10 protein-coding genes and 1 pseudogene are annotated in these 26,375 nt (G+C 33.6%); all 11 read left to right on the top strand.

Annotation, left to right across the window (positions count from 1 at the left end):
* The first annotated feature begins 82 nt into the window (after positions 1-82).
* The 11 genes and pseudogenes from Q4548_RS00615 to Q4548_RS00565 all read left to right on the top strand — a co-directional run bounded on the left by Q4548_RS00615 (position 83) and on the right by Q4548_RS00565 (position 26,349).
* Positions 83-1,555 (top strand): annotated as a pseudogene (locus tag Q4548_RS00615) (sulfatase).
* A gap of 206 nt (positions 1,556-1,761) precedes the next feature.
* Positions 1,762-4,224 (top strand): beta-galactosidase GalB, encoded by a 2,463-nt coding sequence (galB, locus tag Q4548_RS00610; RefSeq protein WP_303450178.1) that lies wholly within the window; start codon positions 1,762-1,764, stop codon positions 4,222-4,224.
* Positions 4,225-4,481: 257 nt separating this feature from the next.
* Positions 4,482-8,258, top strand: coding sequence for a T9SS type A sorting domain-containing protein (locus Q4548_RS00605; RefSeq protein WP_303450175.1), 3,777 nt, complete (start codon positions 4,482-4,484; stop codon positions 8,256-8,258).
* Between the two features lies 1 nt (position 8,259).
* A complete protein-coding gene (locus Q4548_RS00600; RefSeq protein WP_303450173.1) occupies positions 8,260-9,795 on the top strand; it encodes an arylsulfatase in 1,536 nt (511 codons plus the stop codon).
* Positions 9,796-9,803: 8 nt separating this feature from the next.
* Positions 9,804-11,336: an arylsulfatase gene (locus Q4548_RS00595; RefSeq protein ID WP_303450171.1), complete on the top strand. Its 1,533-nt coding sequence runs from the start codon at positions 9,804-9,806 to the stop codon at positions 11,334-11,336.
* Positions 11,337-11,365: 29 nt separating this feature from the next.
* Positions 11,366-12,928, top strand: coding sequence for an alpha-L-fucosidase (locus tag Q4548_RS00590; RefSeq protein WP_303450166.1), 1,563 nt, complete (start codon positions 11,366-11,368; stop codon positions 12,926-12,928).
* A 353-nt stretch (positions 12,929-13,281) separates the two neighbouring features.
* Entirely contained in the window at positions 13,282-16,374 is a 3,093-nt protein-coding gene (locus tag Q4548_RS00585) for a TonB-dependent receptor (protein ID WP_303450164.1), read from the top strand.
* A 49-nt stretch (positions 16,375-16,423) separates the two neighbouring features.
* Positions 16,424-18,307 carry a RagB/SusD family nutrient uptake outer membrane protein gene (locus Q4548_RS00580; protein ID WP_303450162.1) on the top strand — a complete coding sequence of 628 codons (1,884 nt, stop codon included), beginning with the start codon at positions 16,424-16,426 and terminating at the stop codon, positions 18,305-18,307.
* A gap of 44 nt (positions 18,308-18,351) precedes the next feature.
* Complete coding sequence (locus Q4548_RS00575; protein ID WP_303450159.1) at positions 18,352-20,412, top strand: hypothetical protein; 2,061 nt, start codon at positions 18,352-18,354, stop codon at positions 20,410-20,412.
* Positions 20,413-20,602: 190 nt separating this feature from the next.
* A complete protein-coding gene (locus tag Q4548_RS00570) occupies positions 20,603-23,077 on the top strand; it encodes a glycoside hydrolase family 2 TIM barrel-domain containing protein (protein WP_303450157.1) in 2,475 nt (824 codons plus the stop codon).
* 17 nt (positions 23,078-23,094) lie between these two features.
* Complete coding sequence (locus tag Q4548_RS00565; RefSeq protein ID WP_303450156.1) at positions 23,095-26,349, top strand: VPS10 domain-containing protein; 3,255 nt, start codon at positions 23,095-23,097, stop codon at positions 26,347-26,349.
* The last annotated feature ends 26 nt before the right edge of the window (positions 26,350-26,375 follow it).

Raw genomic sequence — 26,375 nt, 5'->3', positions numbered from 1 at the left:
AAAATCATATGTGTTGCATTGTAAATCATACAGTTATTTAATTTTTTACAAGTACGTTATTTTTGATGAAAAATAATGAACGATGATTTTTAGTAAAAAAATAGGATTGATGTTGTTCTTAGCAATGTCAAGTTTAGCAGTAAATGCGCAAAACGAAAAGCCAAACGTGTTGGTAATTCTAGCGGATGATTTAGGGTATGGAGATGTAGGTTTTACAGGGTCTAAAGAAATTTTTACACCCAACTTAGATAAATTAGCAAATAACGGAGTTGTTTTTAAGAACGGATACGTTACCCATCCGTACTGTGGACCTTCTAGAGCAGGATTAATAACAGGTCGCTATCAGGCAAGGTTTGGATTAGAAATTAACCTAACCAACTCTCCTTTTGATATGTATAACGGTTTGCCGTTATCAGAACAAACTTTTGCAAAAAGATTACAAAAGAAAGGATATACCACAGGGGTAATAGGAAAATGGCATTTAGGAGGATCGGATACCTTTCATCCTAATAATAGAGGTTTTGATTATTTCTATGGATTTTTATCAGGAGGACACTCTTATTTTCCAGAAAACGTAAAAACGCATATGCCATTAATCAATCCTAAAAATAACAAACCTCATTACAGTGCTAATGAAGGGAGCTATTGGCCTTTAACTAGAAACAACCAGGCAGGAGAGTTTAATGAATATTTAACCACAGCATTAAGTAAAGATGCTACTAAATTTATACAGAGTTCAGACAAGCCCTTTTGTTTGTATTTGGCTTACAATGCTCCTCATTTACCTTTAGAAGCTCCTAAAGAAACTATAGTAAAGTACAATCATATTAAAGATAAAAAGAGAAGAGTTTATGCCGCTATGATTGATGAAATGGATCAAGGAATAGGGCTGGTTTTATAGTCTCTTAAAAAATCTGGTAAGTATGACAATACATTGATTTTTTTCTTGTCAGATAATGGAGGGCCAAGAAAAAATGGAGAAACCTTTGCAAACAACGGAAATTTTAGAGAAGGAAAAGGAAGTATGTATGAGGGTGGATGTCATGTACCATTTATTTTACATTGGCCTAAAGGAAATTTAAATGTAGGAGAGTTTGATGGATTGGTTTCTGCTTTAGATATTGCTGCTACGGCTGTTGCTGTAGGAAATGGAGATACTACTGGAAATGCTTTAGAAGGAAAAAATCTTATTCCTTATTTAACAGGAAAGCAAAAAGGTTCTCCACACAATGCTTTGTATTGGAGAATGCAAGATGGAATGGCTTGGGCAATTAGAACAGAAAAAACAAAGTTTTTAAAACTGAACAAAAAAGGAGCTAAACCTGAATTGTTTGACATGAAAAAAGATCCTTTTGAAGCTAAAGATATTGTGGCCAAAAACACTAAAAAAAGAGCTCAAATGGCAAAGCTTTGGAACGATTGGAATCAAGGAAATATATCAAATAGGTATTTGCAATCTGGAGAATATCAAAAGAAAAGATTGGATTTGTATAAAAAAATGTACGAAAAAGAACAGCAAGCAGCCGCTAAAAAGAAATTATTAGTTATTGAGTAATTTTGATAATTTTTCAGAATACAAAGGAATAATTCATTTGTATTTGTAATGTTTGTACTCCTTTTAATAAAGGTGTTGATCAAAATAAAAGCAGATATTTTTTAAAAAACACATATCTGCTACAAACAAAATCATTTGTCTGAATAGAGATAAACTTATCTCTTAATTTTGCGGGTATCTATAAAATAATGAATTAAACAAAAAAGATGAAGAAACTCATTTTACTTACCTGTTTATTGTTCTTGAGTTTGTTTGCTAGTCAAGCAAGTTATGGGCAAGATTTAAATTTTAATGAATCGTGGACTTTTTTTAATGCGGAAGCAGAAGGGGCTGAAAAAGTTGATTTTGATGATTCCAAATGGAGAAAATTAAATTTACCTCACGATTGGGCTATTGAAGGACCTTTTGATGTAAAGTACAATGCTCGTGCAGGTGGATTACCATTTCATGGAACTGGATGGTACAGAAAAACGTTTAAAGTACCTACAACAGCAAAAAACAAAGTAGTTAGAATTGAGTTTGAAGGAGCTATGTATGATGCCTATGTTTGGGTAAACGGACAATTGGTTGGAAATAGACCTTATGGATATATTGGTTTTGAATTTGATATTTCTAAGTATTTAAAATATGGAGATCAAGAAAATGTAATTGCAGTGCGTTTACGTCCGCAAGATTTATCTTCTAGATGGTATCCTGGTGCAGGATTGTATCGTTCGGTTTGGTTAAAAATTGACGAACAAGTTCATGTTGGTCAATGGGGTTCTTACATTACAACACCAACGGTTACAGAAAAATTGGCAGTAATTCAGAATGAAACCACCATTGAAAATAAAAGCAATCAACCAGTAAAAGTAACAGTAAAGCACGAATACTTTGATCCAAATGGGAAAAGTGTAGCAACTGTTGATGAAGAGATTACGATTAAAGCAAATGCATCAAAAATATCTGCTTTGTATGCTAAGGTTAAAAATCCAATTCGCTGGGATATTTATCAGTCAAATTTGTACAAAACAGTTACTACGGTTACTCAAAACAGTAAAATTGTAGATAGCTATGAAACTAAAATAGGTTTAAGAACAATTGCTTATACTAAAGATGGATTCTTTTTGAACGGAAAAAAAGTTCGTTTTAATGGAGTTTGTTTGCATCACGATAATGGATCTTTAGGATCTGCTGTATATCGAAGAGCAGATGAAAGAAAATTGCAAATTATGATTGATATGGGTGTAAATGCTATCCGTACAAGTCACAATCCACCTTCTAGAGAGTTTTTAGAGTTGTGTGATGAATTAGGTTTGGTTGTTTTAGATGAAGCTTTTGATGTTTGGAAAATGGAAAAAGTACCTAACGGATACAATGTGTTTTTTGATGAATGGGCAGAACGTGATTTAAAGGATATGATTAGAAGAGATCGTAACCATCCATCAATTATTATGTGGAGTATCGGAAACGAAATCATAGAGCAAAAAGACAGGAAAAACGGTTGGAAAGTAGCTAAAATGCTAAATGATTACTGTAAAGAAATAGATCCTACTCGTCCTACATCGGCAGGGTTTAATAACTATCCCGGGCCGTATGACAATAACATGGCACAGCAAGTAGATATTGCAGGGGTTAACTACAAGCCTGCTAATTATGCAGAATTACATGCAAAATACCCAGACATGCCTTTGTATGGGTCAGAAACATCAAGTATTACAAGTAGTAGAGGTGTATATCATTTTCCAGTAGAAAAATACAAAACACACAAATCTATTCATGTAACTAGTTATGATATTATTGGTCCACCATGGGCATATCCACCAGATATTGAATTTCATTTTCAAGAATTGAATCCAAATATTATGGGAGAGTTTATGTGGACAGGTTTTGATTATTTAGGAGAGCCAACTCCTTATGGTGGTAAAGACAACTCAACCAATGGTTATTGGAATGGAGATTGGCCATCACACAGTTCTTATTTTGGAGCGGTAGATTTATGTGGTTTTCCTAAAGATAGATTTTACTTATACCAAAGTCATTGGACAGAAAAACCAATGATTCATTTATTGCCACATTGGAATTGGAAAGGAATGGAAGGAAAAGAAATTCCAGTATACTGTTACACCAATTTAGATGCTGCTGAATTGTTTGTGAACGGAAAATCAATGGGTAAAAAAGTAAAAGGAGAAGATTTGTCAGAGATTTTAGTTGGTTTTTTAAGATATGAACCTAAAACTTTCAAATCTAAATACAGGTTGTCTTGGAATGTTCCTTATGAGGCTGGAAACATTAAAGTGGTTGGTTATAAAGATGGAAAAATTGTAAAAGAAGAGCAAATTTTTACAGCTGGAAAACCTGCTAAAATAAGTTTGTCTGTAGATAGAAAAGAAATTGCTGCAGATGGTTCTGACTTAGCATATGTAACTGTTAGAATTGAAGACAAAAATGGAAACTTATGTCCCAATGCGGATAATTTAGTAGACTTTTCTGTAAGAGGAGTTGGTGAGTTATTAGCGGTAGATAACGGAAATCAAATTAGTTTGGAATCTTTTCAAGCAAATCACAGAAAAGCTTTTAGCGGAATGTGTTTGGCTATAATTAAATCATCTAAAAAAGCAGGAACAATCAAATTAACAGCTAAGTCTAAATCTTTAAGAAGTGCTAAAATAGAAGTGAAAACTAAATAGATTAGCTACACTTGTGCATAATTTTATAATGTGTAAAACCCAACTGAATTTATTTTAGTTGGGCTTTTTTAAAATGTTAGTTCATCAAAAATACTGTCAGAATTCGCTTGAAGATATTAGAATAACACATATGTATTCTAATATTTTACATATGATATGTTCATTCGCTGCCTTATTTACTTATTTAGCTTTTCGTACAACTACTATTTTGTAATAGGTTGTGGTTGAAAATAATTAGAAAACTAAACTTATCAAAAATGAAAGTTGTCATCGCTACTTTACTAATTTGTTTTTTACCTTTTGTGAGTATTGCACAGACTCACGTTTTTTTGAGCGGTTTTGAAAATGATTTAAATGTTGATTGGGATGCTGCTACCAGTGGGTCGGGAATGCCAAAGTTTGAAATTAATACAATTTCTAAAAGAAATGGAGGCAATGGATTTCAAATTCAGTTTGATAATGCTTCTCAAAAAGGAAACCTTTGGACACCAAAAAACAAGAATTGGAAAGTAGGAAAAACATATAAAATTTCTTTTTATTACAAAGCAATCCAACCATTGGAAAACAATGAAACCAATATCAAAGTTTTTGATGGAGATGGAAATAAAATAGGTCATTTTAATTTTAATCTAAGCAGTGCCAATTGGGCTGAATATTCTGTTGATTTTATCCCAGATACAAACACAAACAATGGATACGTACTTTTTTCGTTAAGACCAAATTCTTCTGGAGCAGGTGAAATCTATATGGATGATGTTACCATTACAGAGTCTGAAGATTTATCTAGCTTTTTTGACGATTTAAAAACGAAAGACGTGGTCTCTGTGGATACCATTCCGTGGGTACAATTTGGGCCTGGAATGAGTGGTAATAATACTTCTTTTTTTGTACACCCTACAGATGCAAACGTAAGCTACTCTTCTCCCAATATGGGAAATTCATACAGATCTCTAGATAAAGGTTTCACGTTTGAAACCATTTTAAATGAAGATGCTGCTTCGTACAGAAGCGGGGAAAGAGGCCCTATTGAAACGTATTCTATGGATTATTCTAGAAACAATGCCAATTTTGGTTTTACAACAGGTAAGCTAAAAGGAGATTTATTTCAAACCTCAGACAAAGGAAAAACATGGACAAGAGTAAATAGTATTCAATCACAAGGAGGTAATTCATATTTGGCTTGTGTAGCTGTAGATCCTAGTAATGATGATGTGTGGTATGTAGGTGCGGGTAGAATGAGAGATTATGGAAGGGTTGATTTTCCACAATCACAACCTCACGGAAGTCATACAGATACTAATAGTCAAGGTAAAATTTGGAAAACCACCAATGCAGGAAATAATTGGGCATTGGTAAATTCTGGGTTGAATAGCAATGCAGAGGTGGAAACTATTCTTGTAGATCCTGTTGATTCTAACATTGTGTATGCAGGTACCAATTATGGATTTTATAAAAGTACTGATGGAGGAGCCAATTGGGAACTAAAACAAAACGGAATGAATCATGATGTGATTCGTTCTTTTGTAATGTATCACAACAATGCTTTGACAGGAGATGATGTAGTTTTGTACGTTATCAATAATATTACTTGGAAAGCTGATGGTACCAAAGTAACCAACGACAAAGGAGGAATTTTTAAAAGTACAGACAAAGGAGAAAATTGGGTGAATATTACCAATAATTTGGTTTTAGATATGACTTATTTTAAAGGAAATCAAGGAATTGAAGACTCTTATTACAATACCATTGAGTTTTATTTTGGGTTGAGTAGTAGAGACGAGGCGGTATCAACTTATTCAACGTTGCCAACAGCAATTACACAGCGATTCAATTTGATAAGTGTAGATCCACAAGATCCAGATAACATCTATTTGATCAATAATTATTCCAATGCATCAGACAATAATTTTAAACCAGGTCAAATATGGAGAAGTAAAGATGGTGGTGCTAATTGGTACATTACTCTAAGAAATGGAACTAATTGGAACAATGGAAAAGACGATGCTTTTTGGGTAGGAAGAGGAAATCCCTTAGGAACAAATGTTTCGTTTAAATATAAGAACGATTGGTTAAACAGAGATGATTATGAGCGCAAAGGATCCAATTTTGTGAAATTTAGTTCGGACGGTTCTGTGTTGTTTACACAAATGGCAAAGATTGGTTTTGTTTCTTATGACAAAGGAGATACTTGGGTAGATATTGATGATGAGGAAGCTGTTGAGTCTGGATCTGATTTAGAAGGTTGGGTAGGAGCTGGTAATAGCAATGTACCAGGTCATGGATTGTATCAATCTTCTTTATGGCCAGGGAAAGTGTTTTGTCCCTCGGGAGAAAATAGTTTATGGATAACCAATGATGAAGGAGAAAGCGTAAGAGCTGGAGCACAAGGAGCTTCAGTAATGCAACTAGTCTATAACAATAATGGTGTAAAACAAGAACATTCTGTAAGTTCGGTTGCGGTGCATCCTACAGATAAAAATACTTGGTTTGCCACATTTTTTAGGCAAGCAGGAAGAGGTAAGTTGTACAAAACTACTGATGCTGGTGTCAATTGGGCAGCAGTTGGTACTCCAATTCCAGAACCCTGGGACCCAGCACCTGCAGGAAGTGGTGACCAAGCAGTACATCAATTAAATTTGTTGATCGATAAAAACAATCCAGATAATATGTATTTCTGTGTACCCAAATCATCACTAGATTTAGAGTGGGTTGGAGACAGTGCTCAAAGTTGGGGAGTGCATAGGTCTACAAATGGAGGAGTTGATTGGGAAGAAGTAAATACAGGATTGCCAAGTTCGTTAGATGTGGCTAGAATTGCTTTTGACCCCAACAATACAAACACACTTTATGCAGCGGTTATAGATAATGATGGAGGTTTGTATAAATCAACTGACAAAGGGAATACTTGGGCAGAAGTTGCTTCTACAACTTCACTTTCTGGAGATTCTGGGGTAAATGATATTCATTTTGATGTGACAGGAAATGCATACATTACTACGGGTTATAAAAATGTTGCTACCAATGCTGGTGGCTTGTGGGTAAGTACAGATGGTATGGTCAGTTGGACTCAAAAATTTGATTACCCTTGGGTAAATAGAGTTGAAGTAGCAAGATATGACACCAATGTAATTATGATTTCTACGTTACCAAACACCAAAGTAAATTTAAGAAATTCAGGGACTTATTTATCCAAAGACGGTGGTACAACTTGGGTAAAGTTCAACAAAGGAAACGGGCAATCAGACAGAGTGAATGACATTGCAATAGATTATACACAGCCAGGAAAATATTATGCATCAACTCGTGGAAGTGGTTGGTACATGGCTAAAGAGCAAAATTCAGGAGGGGTTGTTTTGTCAATGGACAATTTGAAAATTAAAAGTTCTTCAGAAACTTGTCCAAATAGTAAGAATGGAAAGGTAGAAATTACTGCTCAAAAAGAAATGGAGTACACGGCTGTTTTAACAAATGACAAAATTTATAATGAAACAAAAGTATTTACAAATAAGGGAGCTTTTGAGGATTTAGCATCGGGTACTTACAATTTGTGTATCACTCCCAAAAATAAAGAACAGTTGTGTTATGTTTTAAATATTACGAAACCAGAAAGTTTGTCTGTGATTTCTAACGTTGATCAAAAAACAATGCATTTGAATTTGACTGGAAGTGAAAAATATACCATTCAATTAAACGATCAGAAAATTACAACTTCGGAGAATTCAATAGCGTTGCAATTACAAGCAGGAGTAAACAAACTTGCGGTACATACAGGTTTGCAATGTCAAGGTGAATATATTGAAGAAATTATGGTGAATGGACTTTCTGTGTCTCCAAACCCAACCTACGATGTTGTCAATATTCAAGAACTAAGAAAAGGAGATTGGGTTAAAATTTACAACATACAGGGAGAGTTAATAATGAACGGGAACAACTTTAATGGACAGATAGATTTGTCAGAAATAGCAAATGGATTGTATGTATTGTTTGTGCAAAAGGAATCAAATAGTTATACACAGAAAATAATTAAAAAGTAACATGAAGAAAAGAGGATTAGTATTTTTTACATTTTTTATTGGAGTAATTGTTTTGTCAAATGCTCAAGAAAACAAACGACCCAATGTAATAGTTGTTTTGGCAGATGATATTGGAGTGGGAGACATTTCTTATTATAGAAATTTACACAAAGGAAAAGTAGTGTTAGAAACCCCTAATATTGATAAACTAGCAAATCAGGGAACTACATTTACCAATGCACATGCTCCGGCAGCTTTATGTGCTACTTCTCGTTATTCTATTATGACAGGAAATAGCAATTATAGAAGTCCTAAACCATGGGGGGTTTGGTCTGGTTACGCAGCTACAGAAATTACCAAAGAACAAATATCTTTAGGAAGGTTGATGAAAAAAGCAAACTATCATACGGCCTTTTTAGGAAAATGGCATATGGGAATGAGCTTTGCAAAAAAAAGCAATCCTAATGAGATTTATGAAATAGCAGGAAAAAAATCAAACATCAATGTAGACTTGTCTAAAATAGTTGATGGAGGACCTGCGACTCATCATTTTGATTATTCTTTTACATTACCTTCTGGAATTCAGAATGAGCCCTACGCAGCATTTGAAAACAGCAAATGGTACCCTTTGCAAAAGAATTCAGAAATAGCTTTTGTTGATGAAGTTTTTATGGAGAGAATTGGATCTGAATTAGAAAAAAAAGCAGGTTTAGGAGATTCTAATTGGAACCCAAGTGAAATAGGGCCTTTGTTAGCAAATAAAGCAGTGAATTTTATAGCCGATAAAGCAAAATCTGACAAACCTTTTTTTATGTATTACTGTTCTCAGGCAGTACACACACCACACATGGCCTCGGAGGAATTGAACGGAGTAAAAATAGCAGGAACCACCCCATCTAGACATATGGACATGATTAAAGAACTGGATGTTCAGGTAGGAATGATGGTTGAAGAGTTGAAAAAACAAGGGATTTACGAAAATACGGTGTTTATTTTTACATCAGACAACGGTGGCTTGCATGTAGATGGAGATACTTGGAATGTGGGACATGAGCCAAGTGATATTTACAGAGGAAAGAAAAATGATCCTTATGAAGGAGGACACAGAGTGCCTTTTTTTGCTGTTTGGCCAAATCATATAAAGGCAAAACAAACAGTATCTTATCCTGTAATTGGGTTGGATATTTTAGCAACTATTGCAGCAGCTGCAGAATATAAAATTCCAAATACAGAAGCTTTAGATTCTTACAACTTATTACCACTCTTAACGGGAGTAGAAAAAAAGCCATCTCGTCAAAATATTTTGGTTCAAGGAGGAACAGGTAGAGAGGCAATTATTATAGAAGGAGATTGGAAACTAATCATTCAGATAGATAAAAAAGATCAAACCAATCAAAAAAGAAAGCCTATTGCATTGTTCAATTTAAAATTAAATCCGACAGAAGATGAACAGAAGAATCTTATAGCGGTTAAAAAATATCAGAAAAAAGTAAAAAAGTTGTTTGCAAACTACAATCAAACACGTGATAGTAAAATTAATACAGGAAAACATTTTTAATCAAAACAATGAAAAATAGAAGAGTTATACTAGCTGTGCTTTTGATGGGGATCCTGTCTTTACAAGCGCAAAAACACACCAAGCCTAACGTAATTGTTGTCTTAGCAGATGATATAGGAACGGGTGATATTTCGCATTACAGAAAAATGCATTCTAACAATATTATTTTAGAAACACCAAATATAGATAAGTTAGCTAATCAAGGAGTTGTTTTTACCAATGCTCACGCTCCTGCTGCGTTGTGTGCAACTTCTCGTTATGGAATTATGACAGGAAATAGTTGTCATCAAAGTCCATTACCTTGGGGAGTTTGGAGTGCGTATGCAAAATCAGCTTTTACACCAGACCAATTAACCTTAGGTACATTAATGCAAAAAGCAAATTACAACACAGCGTTTTTTGGAAAATGGCATTTAGGAACTAGTTTTCGAGAAAAAGGAAATCCAAACAAAATCTACCAAGAAAGACATGGAAAAGCAATGGAGTTGGGTGTAGATATTACCAAAATTGTAGGAGGAGGACCGCAGTTTAATGGTTTTGATTACAGTCTTACTTTACCTGCTGGAGTACAAGATGTACCTTATGCTGTTTATGAAAATAACCTTTGGATGCCTTTGCAAAAAGACTCTAAAATTGATGTGATTACCAATCAGAAAATGCAAAAATTCAATATTCATTTGGATAAGGATGAAGGTTTGGGAGATTCTAATTGGGATCCGCATTTGATAGGACCTATACTGGCTCATAAAGCTGTTAATTACATCAAAGAAAATGCGAAAAAAGAGAAACCATTTTTTATGTATTACTGTTCTCAGGCAGTGCACAAACCACATGCACCTGCTAAGGAATTAAATGGGGTTAAAATTGCGGGAACCACACCTTCTACACACATGGACATGATTAAAGAATTGGATGTGCAAATAGGAATGATGATAGAGCAATTGAAAAAAGAAGGGATTTATGAAAATACGGTTTTTGTGTTTACATCAGACAATGGAGGTTTGTTGGTAGATAAGAACACAGCAAAATCTGGACACAAAGTGAGTGATATTTACAGAGGAGCAAAAAATCAACCTTACGAAGGAGGACATAGAGTTCCCTTTATTGTGTCTTGGCCAAATACATTAAAAAATCATACCATAAACAAACCTGCTTTAGGATTGGATATTATGGCAACTTTAGCGGCAATTACAGAAACTAAAATTGCAAAAAATGAAGCGGTAGATTCATACAATTTATTACCCGTTTTAAAGAATCCTAAAAGTGATGATATTCATTCTTTCTTAATTGTTCAAGGAGGTTCTGGTAAACAAGGAATTATTATAGAAGATGATTGGAAGTTGATTGTCAATTTTGATAAAAAAGACAAAACATGGATGACAAGAACTCCAGTATCCTTGTTTAATCTAAAAGAGAATATTGAAGAAAAAGAAAGCGGAAATTTAGTCAATAATCCAAAATATAAAGAGAAAGTAAAAGAGTTGTTCGACAAATACAATCATTATAGAGATACTAAAACTCCTACAGGAAAACACATTTAGAAATAATAAATCAAGATTAAAAAAAGAATATGTTATATAGCAAAATTAATAAGGGTTTTTTAACCATAGCTGCAATTAGCGCATTGACTTTTAGCAATGTAAATGCTCAGAAAAAAGTAAAACCTAATTGGGAGTCTTTAGCAAAAGTAAACGAAGCTCCAGATTGGTTTCAGGATGCTAAGTTTGGAATTTATGCACACTGGGGACCCGTTTCTCAAGCGTTTGAAGGAACCAATCCAAAGAAATTTTATGCAGGTTGGCATGGAATGAAAATGTATGAAGACGGTAAAAAAGTACCAACAAAAAATGGAAAACCTACAAGTAATTACTTACATCAAGTAGAGAAATTTGGAGATCCTGCTGAATTTGGATATAAAAATTTTATAGAAAGTTTTGATACTTCTGGCTTTGATGCAAAAGTATGGGCTGATTTGTTTGCAGCCTCTGGAGCTAAATTTGCAGGTCCTGTAGCTATGCATCATGATAATTTTGCTATGTGGAATGCAAAATCTACACGTTGGAACTCTATGAATTATGGAGGAATAGATCCATCAGCAAGCTTAAAAAAAGAAATAGAAAGCAGAGGTTTGAAATTTATGGGATCTTTTCACCATGCTTTTACATGGCAATATTTTGCACCTGCGCATAAATATGGAGGAGTAGATGCCAAAGATTATGATTTGTACACGAATCCTCATGAGTTAAATTCTATGACACCAGACAGTCGTTTTTACAAAGAATGGTGGGATAAATTGAAAGAGTTTATTGACGTGTATCAGCCAGATTTGGTTTGGTTTGATTGGTGGTTAGAAAACATGGACGAAAAAACAAGACAAAAGTTTTTGGCTTACTACTACAATAAAGGAAAAGAGTGGGGTAAAGATGTAGTTGTGTGTTATAAAGAATCTACGTTTCCAGAAAATACTGCAGTAAAAGATTATGAAAGAGGTAGGCCAAATCAACCTAAAAAAGACGTTTGGTTGACAGATACTTCTCCAGGGGCTTGGTTTTATAGACCTGGAGCTAGGTTCAAAACTCCAAATGAATTGGTAGATATATTAGCTGATATTGTATCTAAAAATGGATGTATGTTGTTAAATGTTCCTCCTAATCCTGATGGAAGCATTCCAGAGGTGATGCAAAATTTATTGATAGATATGGGGAAATGGTTGAAGATAAATGGAGATGCCATCTACGGAACAAGACCTTGGACTATTTTTGGAGAAGGACCAACACGTTTGCCAGAAGGTGGGCATAAGGTTGAGAAAATTAAAATTGAGTATACCAATAAGGACATTCGTTTTACCAAAAAATCTGAGAAAGAGTTTTATGCAATTGTTATGGATGTACCAGAAAATGAAACTATAATCAAATCTTTAAGTACTCAATTAGGAGTTTTGAACTCTAAAATAATGAACGTAGAATTGTTAGGAAGCAATGAAAAAGTTGTTTGGGAAAGAAATGAAAGAGGATTGGTTATAAAGGCACCAAAAGCATGTCCTTCTAACTACGGTATTTCATATAAAATAACCATGGAAGGTTATGTTGAAAATAATATTGGTGGAGCTGTAGACACTCACGCAGAAAATTAAGCCTCTATTTTTAGTAAAAGAAGTTATTTATACAAAAAACCTCCGGTAGCATTTTAAAATGTTGTCGGAGGTTTTTTGCAAAGGTTTAATGTTGAAATTAGGGTTAAACATATGGTTTTTGATGTATAATGTAAAAAACCACTGGTTTTATTGGGTTTATTGGTGTTTGTTTGTTGAATTGTTGTGTATTTTTAAATCATTTCTATCTTTATTTTACCCATATGGTTCTGCTCTATCAAGAGATTAAAGCCAATTTTGAGGTTATTAACCAACTAAAAACTGAAATATAAATGTATAATGGATTAAAATCAATGCTTTCAAAAAGCAATAGAAAATCTATCAGTAGATGTCTTATGACAACAGTTCTTGTATTTATGATGGGAACATTGGCGGGTAATGCTCAGAAAAATAGAGTAACCGGATTAGTTACAGATAAGAACAACGAGCCGTTGTTAGGTGTAAATGTTCTTGTGAAAGGAACGAATAAAGCCAGTATGACAGATTTTGATGGGATGTATAGTATTCAAGCAAAAAAAGGAGAAGTAATCGAATTTAGTCTTATAGGTTTTAAGACGTTAAAAATGAAAGTTTATGGAAACAATACCATGAACGTATCTTTAGAAGAAGATGCAACAGAACTGGATGAGGTTATTGTAGTAGGATACGGTACTCAGAAAAAGAAAGAAGTAACTGGGGCCGTAGTTAAGGTAGAGGCTGAAGTACTAGAAAAAACAACAACATCTGATGTAGCAACTGCTTTACAAGGGCAGATTGCAGGGGTAAATGTTACTTCTAGTTCTGGTCAGCCAGGAGATCAATCCAGTATTGTAATTAGAGGATATAGTTCTGTTATGGATGGACAAAACAGTCCTTTATATGTGGTAGACGGAGTACCTTATGATCAGAACCCTCAACTAAGTGTTAGTGAAATTGAGTCCATTGATGTATTGAAAGATGCAGCTTCGGCCTCAATTTACGGAACACGTGGAGCAGGAGGTGTTATTTTAATTACGACTAAACAAGGTAAAGCAGGAGAAATGACGATTCGTGTAAATTCTGAATATGGTATTCAGAAAATTGTTTCACATGGAGTTCCTACAATGACATCGGAAGAAATAACATATTTAGATGTTTTAAGAGGGGCTTTGAATTCAAATAAAGCACCAGGACAAATTACAGCTCCAATAAATCAAAACGCTAGTTGGTTGACAAATCAGACTAATTTGGAGGGACTTATAATGAATAATTCAGCACCTATTCAAAATCATTCTGTTAATGTTTCTGGAGGTAAAAAAGAATTAACGTATAGTTTTAATGCAAATTATTTTGGACAAGAAGGTAGTTTGATTAATTCTGATTATAACCGAATCAATCTTAGAGCAAATACAAAATTTGTGAAAGATAAATGGAAAATTACGACAGGATTGACACTTCAGAAAGATGAAAAATTGTTGCCTAACTGGGGATTGATTAATCAGATTTACACATATGCACCGTACAAGCCAGATGTAGATTTAGGTTCAAGCTCTTTAGATAACGCTGGAGATGCAGGAGATGTGTCCAATATTTTAAAAAATCTTCAAGGAACTATTCAAAATTTAAAAACAACACAAAATAACGGAGGACAGACAACGATTGCAAATATTCAAATGGATTATCAGGCAAATAAAGACTTAACAGTAACTGTTAGAGGAAGTGCTAATTATGGTAGTCAAAAACAAGTTAGAATTGTGCCAAGGTTTGATATTTATGATTCAAGTGGAGCTTTGATTCCTCCAAATCCATGGCAAGTAACATCTAATAAAACTACAGCTATCAATACTTCAAATTTGACATTTGGAGCGATTATAAACTATAAAAAGTCAATAGGTAAAAACAATTTTACTTTTATGGTGGCAAATTCACTTCAAAAATCAACTAGAGAATCTTTTTATGCACAGAAAGTAGGAAATGCAAATTCTTCTATTACTGTTTTTGATGGTTATACTTCAAGAGATTTAGTGAATTCAGGAGGTAATGATTATGTGAAAACCTTGATCGGTTTTTTAGGAAGAGTGCAATATAATTTTGATGGTAAATATCTTTTTAGTGCAAGTGTAAGGAGAGATGGATCTTCTCAATTTGGACCAGATAATAGATGGGGGGTGTTTCCTTCTGTTTCTGCTGGTTGGAATGTGTCAGATGAAAAATTTTGGGAGCCTGTGGAGCATGTTGTAAATGCTTTTAAAATTAGGGCTAGTTATGGTAGTACAGGTAATGATAGATTTAGTCCTTATAGTAATCAATCAGTTGTAGGGATTGGTCAAGATTATGTTTTTGGAAGTAGTCAGACAAGCTTGAATACAACTACAGAGACAGTAAATATAGGTACTACTCAATTAGGATATGCCAATGCAAATTTAAAATGGGAAACGTCTATAGAACGTAACCTAGGGTATGATTTTAGTTTTTTCAAAAATAAATTAATGATTTCTGCAGATTATTATAGCAGTGAAAAAAAGGATTTATTGTTTAATGTTGTAAATCCACCATCTACTGGTGTTTCTGGAGGTAATCGTTATACGGTACAGAACATTGGAAATATGACAAATGTGGGTAGTGAATACGCTATTAAATATAGACAAGTTGGTAAAAAAGGGTTTAAATGGAATGCTTCATTAACGTATTCAAAAAACAAAAATAGGGTGACTAAAACACCAGAAAATAACCCAGTTATTTATTTGGCAAATAGTTATTTATCTAGTAGAGGTAGTAAAGAATTGGTAAGTGTTATTAGAGAAGGATATGAGGCTGGATCATTTTTCTTACGTGAAACTGATGGGGTCATCAAAACGGCTGATGAATTGGCAGCATATAAAAAGATTGATCCATCAGCACAAATGGGAGAATTAAGATATGTAGATCAAAATGGTGATGGAAAAATTGATCAAGATGATAAAGTATACAAGGGAAGTGGTATTCCAGATTTTGTGATGGGAATGAACTTTGGTGCGAATTACAAAAATTTTGATTTTTCAATGCAATGGTACGGTTCTTTTGGAGGTAAAATTATGAATGGTACAAAAGCATATGCTAATCAGGCTGGTACTGCTAAGGATTTATTTTATTCGTGGACTGTACAAAATACAAACTCAGATATTCCATGGTATAATGGAACCTCAACAAGTCCTTCTTACAGAGGTGGATCCGATTACTTTTTAGAAGACGGTACCTTTGTGAGATTGAGAAATGTGGCTTTAGGGTATTCATTACCAAAACAAGTCTTACAAACTTTAGGATTGAGTAGATTAAGATTTTACATACAAGCACAAAATCCATTAAAATTTACCAAGTACACAGGATTTGATCCAGAAGTAGGGAATAGTGGATTGAGTACGAGAGGTATAGATCAAGGAACATATCCAGTGTCTGCTCAATACAAATTAGGTTTACAACTTCAATTTTAACAATTAGAGGAAGATGTACAATACAAGAAAACATAAAAAAACTTTAAAGATGAAAAATAGAATCATTAATATAAATAGATGGATTCCATTGCTGCTTTTTGCTTTTATAATGCAAGCATGTACCGATGATTTTTTGGAGCAAACAAATCCAAATAAAATAACAGTAGGTAATTTTTGGCAAAATATAACAGATTTAGATGCAGGTTTAACCTCAGTATACAGTGCTTTAAAAGACACGGATATTCTAGGGATTCCTTATGAATCAACGAGAGTAGATTATTCAGTACCAAGTAGTTTTAGACAAAATTCAATAGGAACACTTTTCTATTTTCAGAATTTTGATTTAACTACAAAAGAAGTAGGAAATAGATGGGTTGCTTTGTATTTAGGAATTTTTAGAGCGAATCAGGTAATAGAAAACTATGAGAAGTTGAAACCTACATTTACAGATAAAACAACAATGGATAAAGGATATAAAATTGTTGCCGAAGCTAGAGCTATAAGAGGTTATTTGTATTATTTGTTAAATGCATATTACAACAATGGTAGTGTTCCTTTGCTAGATTTTGTTCCTAAAAACATAGATGAGTTTCAACAAGCAATGTCAACTTCACAGGCAGTCAAAGATTTTTACAGAGAAGATTTACAGTACGGCCTAGATAGTTTGCCAAAAACGTACTCTGATTGGGAGACTGTTGGGAGCAATAATTTAGGACGTGTAACAGGTGGTTTTTGTGAAGCAATGTTAGGGAAAAGTTATTTGATAGAAAATGATTTTCCTAAAGCAGCAACTTATTTTAAAAATGTAATAGAGAATTATGGTTATTCACTAACAGATAATATTTCTAAATGTGTAACAGGAGTTGATGAATTTAATACAGAGTCTATTTTTGAAATTAATTACACAACAGATTTGAATTTAACCAATGATGGAGAGGAAACTTTTTATCATAATATAACAGCCTTAATGTCACAAGGAAATGTTCAACCTAGTTCATGGATTACTCTTAAGTATAGAGATGAAAAAATAGATCCAGCAGATCCAGAAAATATGCATGTTGGAGCTGATATTTATGACACAGCTACTGGTGAAGTTATAGGTACAGAAGATAGATTAAGAAGATATAGTATTAGAGCAAGTAATTCTATAGCAATGGTTGATGATATTGATACACCGTATTATGGTGTAACGACAGCGGAGTATGGTAATGCTGCTGGAGCCTCGCCTTTAGCTAGAACCAAGCCTAACTTGTGGAAAAAATTTACGCATTGGAATACCATTGGTGGGGGACTAGGAGAAGATAGATCTATAAATATGAACAATAAATCTGGAATTAATATTTCTGTAATTCGTTTGGCAGAGGTCTATTTATCATATGCAGAATGTATGATTGAGCAAGGAGATTTGACTGAGGCTTTAAAATACATCAATAGAATTAGAAAACGTTCACATCTTATTTTACTAGGAAAAATTGCAGGAGCAGAGTTTGCAAATGCAGAGACCACTTATATGGATGATATTGATTTGGATTCATCAAATGGAGAAGAGGAAGTAACATTAGACAATTTAAAAGAGCATTTACGTTTTACAGAATATCCTTTAGAATTAGCTTTAGAAGAAGAGAGAGCGTTGAATTTAAGACGATGGGGGGTATTCAAAACTCAATTAGAAAACATAGCCTCTATAAAATATGACTATTGGAGTTTTGATAAGAATTTTAATGGAAAACATGGAGATAGATATAAGTGTTTTATCACAATTTCAGGAGAAGCTCCTACAACTTATACTTCAAGATTAAGTGTTACCTCTCAACCAACAGGAATTCAAGACATGATAAGAGGGGCTGAAAACTTTGACGAGAATACGCATTCTTATTATCCAATACCACTTGATGAAGTAACTGCTAACTTAAAATGGAATCAAACAAAATAGGACTAATTTCTGTTTTTGGATTGTTTAACTAAAAAAAATAATAGATGAAAAATCTTAGAAAAATAATTAAATATCTATTTCTAACACTACTAGTTGTTAGTTGTCAGAACGAAGAATATGAGGCTCCCAATACATTTACAGATGTAATTTTCACAAGTACTTTTGCTGGTGGAGTTAAAGAGTCCGAAGTAAATAAGTTTGCTACGTTTATGGATTTGTCGGCAGGAGCAACACATCATGAATGGAGAATTCCTAAAGGAGCTTTTTTCTTAAAGGGACCTCTTCAGGTAGGGTCTACTAGCTATGATAAATCAATCATAAATCCTGGAGACACAGTCTCTACAGATAGAACTGTAAATGTTTTATTTAAAAAAGGAAATACCATAACACCAATCACAATTTATAATGAATTTGATGAATATACCGAGTTTGTGTTACCTGTAGGATGGGATGCTGTTGCTAATCAACAGATATTAGATACAACAAGAACAGTAAAAAAAGGTGATAAATGGGTGTATGAGTATACAACTGTTTTAGATGTATATGATACCGTTGTTGCGGTGGCTGAGATTAGAGATTTGGCAGCAAATGTAATTGATTATAAAAATTTAGATACGATTAGATTAAAGTTTGATGATAAATTGGTTTTTGAAGATTTAAGTGCAAAGTTACCAGACAACAATGCAAGACCTACAACAACAAGTTGGAAAATATATACAATTACCGATGATATAAAAAATAGAGTAAGTATTGCGTCTGGAAATACAACTATTGACACGTTAACTTTTAGCAAATCTATAGGTACTTTTAAAGGAGAATTAAAAGCGACTAGAGATAGAACAGAGACGGTAGGATCGAGTACAGATACTTATGTTTTTCCAGTTATTTTTAAAGTAGAACCTTTAGATGAAGATTTTGTATTAAAAGGAAATATTGTAGAAGGTCCCACGGATATTATTGAATTTATTGGATCTTCTAAATTTGTAACTTTTGGAAACGAAGCCTTGGCAGGCTTTGACCTAAAAGTGGATGGTGTTTCAAGATCTATAGCTTCTGTTTCTCAACCAGCAGGAAATCTAACTAAAATAAATATTGTTTTAGAAACGCCACTAGAACCAAGCGATGCTACAAAAACAGTGACATTGTCGTATGATAGTACTGTAGCCGGATTGACTTCTTTAGATTTAAGACCGTTTCAGTCTTTTACAGATGTGGCTGTACAAGTTTATGTACCAACACCAATTGGTGTAGTCGGAACCATTAAAAAATATGGAGGAGAAGAGATGATTTCATTAAAATTAGATGAAGGTGTAGATCCTCTTTCAATAACAAATTCAGATGATGCCACTAAAGGATTTGAAGTTACTGTGAATGGTGTTAGTACATCTGTAGTTTCAGTAACTTTGAGTGAAGACGATGATAAATTACTTAACATTGAATTGGCAGATCCTATTTACGATAACGATGCCATCCAAATTTCATATTCTGCAATAGGAGATATAACTTCTATTGGAGGTGGAGCTTTGGCAGAGATACCATTACAGAATGTAGAAAATGTTGGAATAGATGTTTTAGGAGGTAAAGGAGCTTTTAACAATGAAATTGGTGTTGATTGGAGTTCTACTTCAGGAAAAGTAGGTGGGGTAGATATTGCTTTTGCAGAAATAGTAAGTAATCCACCAGCAGGAGGAACTGTAGTACCAACGGGTAATGTATTCCGTTCAACTATTAATATAGATGATCCTATGTCTACTTCTACTACAAATGCAAAACTAAAAACTATTAGTAGTTTGAAAATGGAAAGAGATGTTACTTATAAAATTAGCTTTAAGAGATATATTGGAAGTAATCCTGATAATGCAAATAGTGCAGGTAATCTTGTTTTCCGTTTTGAAACAGGAAGTATAAGAAAAGATGCAAGTTTTAGTGTTTTGAAAGGAGATCCAACTAAGTTAGATCAATGGTTAGAATCAGAAATTACTTTTGTGGGAGATAATGATGCTATTGGAGAAACTACTTCATTAACAATATTACCAACTTGGTCAGCATATGCTAATTTTTATATTGATGATCTTGTCATTGAGAAATATTCAGAGAGACCATAATAAATTTCAAATCAAACTCATTGTTTTTGTTTGATGTAATAAAAAGAGACTGCTCCTGAGTAGTCTCTTTTTGTTTTAAGGTTGTATCACGATTAAACCATTTGTATTAGCTTAAAAATCATATCTAATCTTTAAGAATATAGAATTCGTTTTAATTTGAAATTAAATTATCTAACGTTAAAAAGCAATAATGGAAAATTACTCAAACCAAAGAAAATCAAAGAAAAATATTTTATGGAACCTTCTTGTGCTTTTCATAACAATAGCTTGTTCTAATGAAAAACAGAATTATAGTCAAGATATAGATTTTAACAAAGGTTGGAAGTTTACCAAAGGAGAAGTTGCAGAAGCAATTAAGCCAGAGTACAATGATGCTAGTTGGGAAATGGTAAATGTTCCCCATGATTGGAGTATCAAAGGTCCTTTTTCTAAAGACAATCCTTCTTTTTCTAGAGGAGGTTGGTTGCCAACAGGAAAATGTACGTACAGAAAATCTTTTACGGTAGATGCTAATGAAAAAGAGAACAAGGTCTTTGTTTATTTTGATGGGGCTTACAGAAATTCAGTAGTTTATATAAATGGAAATAAAGTAGGATATAGACCTTTAGGTTACATTGGTTTTCAGTACGATTTAACAGAATACATCAATTTTGATAGTGAAAATGTATTAACCGTAACATTAGATAATTCGGTTCAACCAGGACATAGATGGTATTCTGGAACAGGAATTTATAGAGATGTAACTTTAAAAATTAGAAATAAAACTTTTATTCCTAATTGGAGTTTATATGTAACTACTCCTACAATTACTAAAGAACAAGCAACGGTAAATGCTGTTTTTAATATTCAAACAGAATTTGCTAAAACAAAAAACATAGTCGCTAAAATCAGTGCTATTAATAATGGAGCTGTAGTGGCTTCTACAGAAGTAAATCAAACAGTTTCATCAGAAAAAATTACAGAAGTTAAGGTAGATTTAGCTATTAACAATCCAAAGTTATGGTCTCCAGAAACTCCAGAATTGTACACTGTTCAAGTAGAGTTATTTGATGAAGGCGTTTTAGTAGGAAAAGAAACCACTAGAACAGGAATTAGAACTTTAGGATACAGTAAAGACACTGGTTTTTCTATAAACGGAGAACAAATTAAATTAAAAGGAGTTTGTTTACATCATGCAGGAGGTCCTTTAGGATCGGCTATTTACAAAAGAACCATCCAGAGACAATTGGAAATTTTAAGAGAAATGGGATGTAATGCGGTAAGAACATCGCACAATCCATTTTCTACAGAGTTTTTAGATACCTGTGATGAAATGGGATTCTTAGTAATGAACGAAATGTTTGATGAATGGGAAGTAGTGAAAGAACCTGCTACGATTCAAAACGGTAAAAAAGTACGGATTCCTGTAAAATACTATGCGGATATTTTTAAAGAATGGGCAGACAAAGATTTAACAGATTTTGTATTGAGAGATCGTAATCATCCATCAGTTGTTATGTGGAGTATTGGGAATGAAATTGATCAAATGAAAACCGATGAAGGTGTGCCTATTGCCAATAGATTGATTGATATTATTCACAATCTAGATGATAGACCTGTAACCAACGGATTAATTGGATACGGTTGGGATGCTTGGCCAAGTGAAGCTGCTGCATCTACAAGCGATATTAGAGGGTATAATTACATTAAAGAAAATGGTTTAGACAGAGAAGATAAAATAGCTCCAAATGCTATGGGAATTGTAACAGAATGTGCTTCTGCACAATCTTACTATCCTAGAGGTACTTATTTGTATGGAGATGAGAAAAAACAATGGTGGGATAAATTAGGCTATAAATACGATGATGCGTACAATTGGGTAGAGCAAAGAGAATTAATAGGTTATAGAGGAGTACAAGCTTGGAAAGATATTAAAAACAGACCTGATATTATGGGGCAGTTTATTTGGACAGGTTGGGATTATTTGGGAGAGGTTATTCCTTATGGTTGGCCAGCTAGATCTTCTTCTTTTGCTCCTATAGATTTATGTGGTTTTCCAAAAGACGGATACTATTTTTATCAATCTCAATGGTCTAATAAACCTATGGTGCATATTTTCCCTCATTGGAATTTAGAAGGACAAGAAGGAAAAAAAGTAACCGTATATGCATACACTAATGGTGATGAGGTAGAATTGTTTCAGGATGGAAAATCTTTAGGGAAACAAAAAAATGATATTAATGGAGTAGAATACCAACAATGGGAAGTTGTTTATCAGCCAGGAACTTTAAAGGCAATATCATACAAAAACGGAAAAGAGTTTGCTACAAAAGAAGTGAAAACAGCAGGTAAAGCGGCTAAAATTAAATTATTTGTAAGAAGAACGGAATTGCAAGCAAACGGAAAAGATGTAGCGTATGTAGAGTGTACTATTTTAGATAAAGATGGAAATGTAGTCCCAAAAGCAGCTAATTTAATTGAGTTTGAAGTTAATGGAGCCGCTACTTTAATTGGAGTAGGAAATGGAGATAATATGAATCATGATTCTTTCCAAGCTTCCAAAAGAAAAGCATTTAACGGAAAATGTTTGGCTATTGTTAAAACTTCAGAAGCATCTGGAACAATAGAATTTGTAGCAAAAAGTAACGGTTTAGAAACTGCTACTGTAGAATTTGTATCTCAATAATTTTAAAGAACAATAACATGAAGATATTTCAAAGCATTTTTATTTTTTTTTGCACGTGTTCTTTAGTGAACGCACAGTTAAATACCACTTATTTTCAAAAATTACAATCACAGAAAATAGCATCTAGTGATAAATTAGAATGGAAACAATTTGGTCCAGGTATGGCTGGTTATTGTGAGGAGTTTTGGTGTCATCCTACAGATGTAAATGTACTATTTATGTCTCCAGATATGTATAATAGTTATGGTAGTTGGGATAACGGAAAATCCTGGCAAACGATTAAAGATGTTGATGGATCTGGAAAAGATATGAGAAGAATCCAGTCGATTATTTTTTCTCATCAAGATGCAGATTTTGGATTTGCAATTGATGTAAGAGGAGAATTGTACAAAACTCTAGACAGGGGTAGAACTTGGTCTTTTGTGAAAAACATGGGGGGAAAACATGCCGAGTTAACCGTAGACCCTACCGATGATGCTATTTGGTATATGGGTGCTGGTGATTTTTGGAACGTAAAAGCAAATCATAGAAAACACAACGATTTACGTGGATATGTATATGCCTATGCAGATTATGGTCATGTATACAAGAGTACCGACAAAGGAGTTACATGGCAAAAGAAAAAAACAGGATTGCCTAGTACATTAGATGTGGGAAGGATTATTGTAGATCCTACAAACAATAACAATGTAGTTATAGCAACCAATTCAGGGGTTTATAGAAGTACCAATAAAGGGGAGTCTTGGGAGTTAAGCGGGGCAGGATTGCCAAACAATTCGCCAAGAGATATGACTTCTTATTACGATGCTGTTACAGGAGAATTTATTTTGTACCTGGTAGAGCAAACGTTTTATGAAAAATCTGGAAACTCAGTAATTTCTAAAGGAGGAATTTATAAAAGTTTAGATGGAGGAATTAATTGGGAAAGTATTTCAGGGAATTTAGCGATGGATTTAACTGAAATAACCAATTACAATACGCAAAATAAGTATTGGAGAGCTATTGCTTATTGGTTTGATGTTTCTCAAGCCGAAGCTAAAAGTATGTATCCAGATTATCCATCAAGTGTGTATTCGGTGTATAATAGAATTGTAGTGAATCCTAAAGACAAAAATGATATTTATATTTCTCATAACGTAAAACACGATTATGCTTTTGGTCCTGGTGATGTTTGGAAAACAAATGATGGAGGTCAAAATTGGTTCGCAACAGCAAGATCTGGAACATATTGGTCAGAAGATAAAAACGGTACGTATTGGACGGGCAGAAACAATCCTAAAGGAATAAATACTGAGTTTGCACATTTAAAGTATGAAAAAGCCGAACAAGAAGAGTTTTATGGAAATCGTTTTTTAGAAATTAATAAAGATGGAGAGGTTTTTATTTGTTTAGATCAGCAAGTGATGAGATCTAATAACAAAGGAGTTTCATGGAAACAAGTTGATGATAATGAAACAGCTCCTGGTTCTGATGCTTGGGTAGGTAGAGGTGCTAGTAATTTACCAGGTAGATTTATGTTGCTAGAAACAGGGGTTGCCAATAGAAAACTGTTTTGTAGCGGAGAACATGGTTTGTGGCAATCTGCGGATTTAGGTGATTATCCTGATAAAGATGCTATTGCTGTAAAACAGATAGAAGGTCAAGTAAATCATAGTGGAGCTACTTCCATTTCATCTGTGGCCGTAAACTCTAAAAACCCTAATGAAATCTATACGTTACAGTTTAGACAAGATCATAGAGGGCAATTTAGACGTTCTGTTGATGGTGGAAAAACTTGGTCAAATCTTTCATATCCTGTGCCGTATGGAGGGAATTTGTCATCAGACAATCTTTTTCAATATTCATTAACCGTTGATTATAACAATCCTAATAATATTTATTTCTGTGTAATAGCGAATCCGATTGCAGAAGTTTCAGGAAAGTTGTTGCCAGATGATTTTACCGGTTTGGGAGTTTATAGAAGTCAAGACGGAGGTCTTACATGGTCTATAGAAAATACGGGTTTGCCAACAAAAGCAAGTGTGCGTAGAATTAAAATGGATCCAAAAAATCCAGAAGTTTTATATGCGGCTTTAAATATAGGAACAGATGGAGGTAACGGAGGCTTGTATACAACAACCAACAAAGGAACTAATTGGTCTAAAGTTACAATTCCATCAAGCATAAAAGCGGTGAACAATGTGTTTGTAGATAAGACGAATGAATATATTTATATTTCTTGTGGTAGAGAAGAAGGTTCTTTTGTAGAAGGTGGTGTGTGGAGAAGTAGGGATAATGGTGCTAATTGGGAGAAAATTTTTGACATGCCATATATCTGGCAAACAGAAACTTCTCCTATAAATCCTAATATTATTACTGTTAATGTTGCTTTACCACATGAAAATAAAGGAGCTACTACTTTTAATCCAGGAGCTTATATTTCTTTTGATGCTGGTATTACTTGGGAAAAGGTGAATAAAAATTTAGGTCAGCCAGATACTATTACTGATTTTAAACCAGATCCTGAAAATGAAAATGTTTTTTGGATTGCTTTAAAAGGAAGTGGTTGGGCTAAAGGAGTGTATAAAACCAATGAAAAAACGATAAAAGTAAGTATAGTAAACAATCCTTGTGAAGGGGTGAATTACGGTGTAATAAAAGTGGATGCTTTGTATAGTGGGGATTATGAAGTTGAAATAAATGGTGAGAATTTTAATGAAATTAAGGATTTTCAAAAAGAAATTAGTTTTACAGAGTTGCTTTCAGGATCGTATTCTGTAGCTGTTTCATCAAAAGACAATTTGATAGATGAACACTATGTGGTAGTGGTTTCTGAACCAGAAAATATAAAGATTGTCAACAAAAATATTGTCAAAAATAAGGTGCGATATCAGTTAGAAGGAAGTGATGTTTTTACCATTCAGCACAATGATAATACGTATGTAACCAGTGGTGAAATTATCAATATAGTTCTTGAGAAAGGTGAAAATACAATTGAAATAAAAGGAGCACAAGATTGTCAAGGTTTTTTCACAGATCTTATTGCATATGGAACAACAAAAATTTTTCCAAACCCAGCAAAAGATTATGTGAATATTCAATTTGATACGAAGTGGAATTCTCAAATATCCGTAAAGATTTATTCTGTTTTAGGAAGTTTAATTTTAGCTGAAAATTTTCAAAATTACAATCAACAATTGGTAGTAGATACAAGTGAATTGAATACAGGTTTGTATCAAATGGAAGTGAAGTCAGAGGAAATGACCGTGAAATCAAAATTACTTATCAAATAGTTTTCAAGGTTGAGTTGTATATTAAA

Source organism: Wenyingzhuangia sp. 2_MG-2023 (assembly GCF_030548295.1).
GTDB lineage: Bacteria > Bacteroidota > Bacteroidia > Flavobacteriales > Flavobacteriaceae > Wenyingzhuangia.
Note: the sequence above shows the minus strand (reverse complement) of the source record. Positions and strands in the feature narration are given on the sequence as shown.

What these genes read in the sequence shown, in the direction of transcription:
- Q4548_RS00605 (WP_303450175.1), top strand. Translation starts at nt 4,482, where the DNA reads ATGAAAGTTGTCATCGCTACTTTACTAATTTGTTTTTTACCTTTTGTG.
- Q4548_RS00565 (WP_303450156.1), top strand. Translation starts at nt 23,095, where the DNA reads ATGAAGATATTTCAAAGCATTTTTATTTTTTTTTGCACGTGTTCTTTA.
- Q4548_RS00585 (WP_303450164.1), top strand. Translation starts at nt 13,282, where the DNA reads ATGACAACAGTTCTTGTATTTATGATGGGAACATTGGCGGGTAATGCT.
- Q4548_RS00570 (WP_303450157.1), top strand. Translation starts at nt 20,603, where the DNA reads ATGGAAAATTACTCAAACCAAAGAAAATCAAAGAAAAATATTTTATGG.
- Q4548_RS00575 (WP_303450159.1), top strand. Translation starts at nt 18,352, where the DNA reads ATGAAAAATCTTAGAAAAATAATTAAATATCTATTTCTAACACTACTA.
- Q4548_RS00590 (WP_303450166.1), top strand. Translation starts at nt 11,366, where the DNA reads ATGTTATATAGCAAAATTAATAAGGGTTTTTTAACCATAGCTGCAATT.
- Q4548_RS00595 (WP_303450171.1), top strand. Translation starts at nt 9,804, where the DNA reads ATGAAAAATAGAAGAGTTATACTAGCTGTGCTTTTGATGGGGATCCTG.
- Q4548_RS00580 (WP_303450162.1), top strand. Translation starts at nt 16,424, where the DNA reads ATGAAAAATAGAATCATTAATATAAATAGATGGATTCCATTGCTGCTT.
- Q4548_RS00600 (WP_303450173.1), top strand. Translation starts at nt 8,260, where the DNA reads ATGAAGAAAAGAGGATTAGTATTTTTTACATTTTTTATTGGAGTAATT.
- galB (WP_303450178.1), top strand. Translation starts at nt 1,762, where the DNA reads ATGAAGAAACTCATTTTACTTACCTGTTTATTGTTCTTGAGTTTGTTT.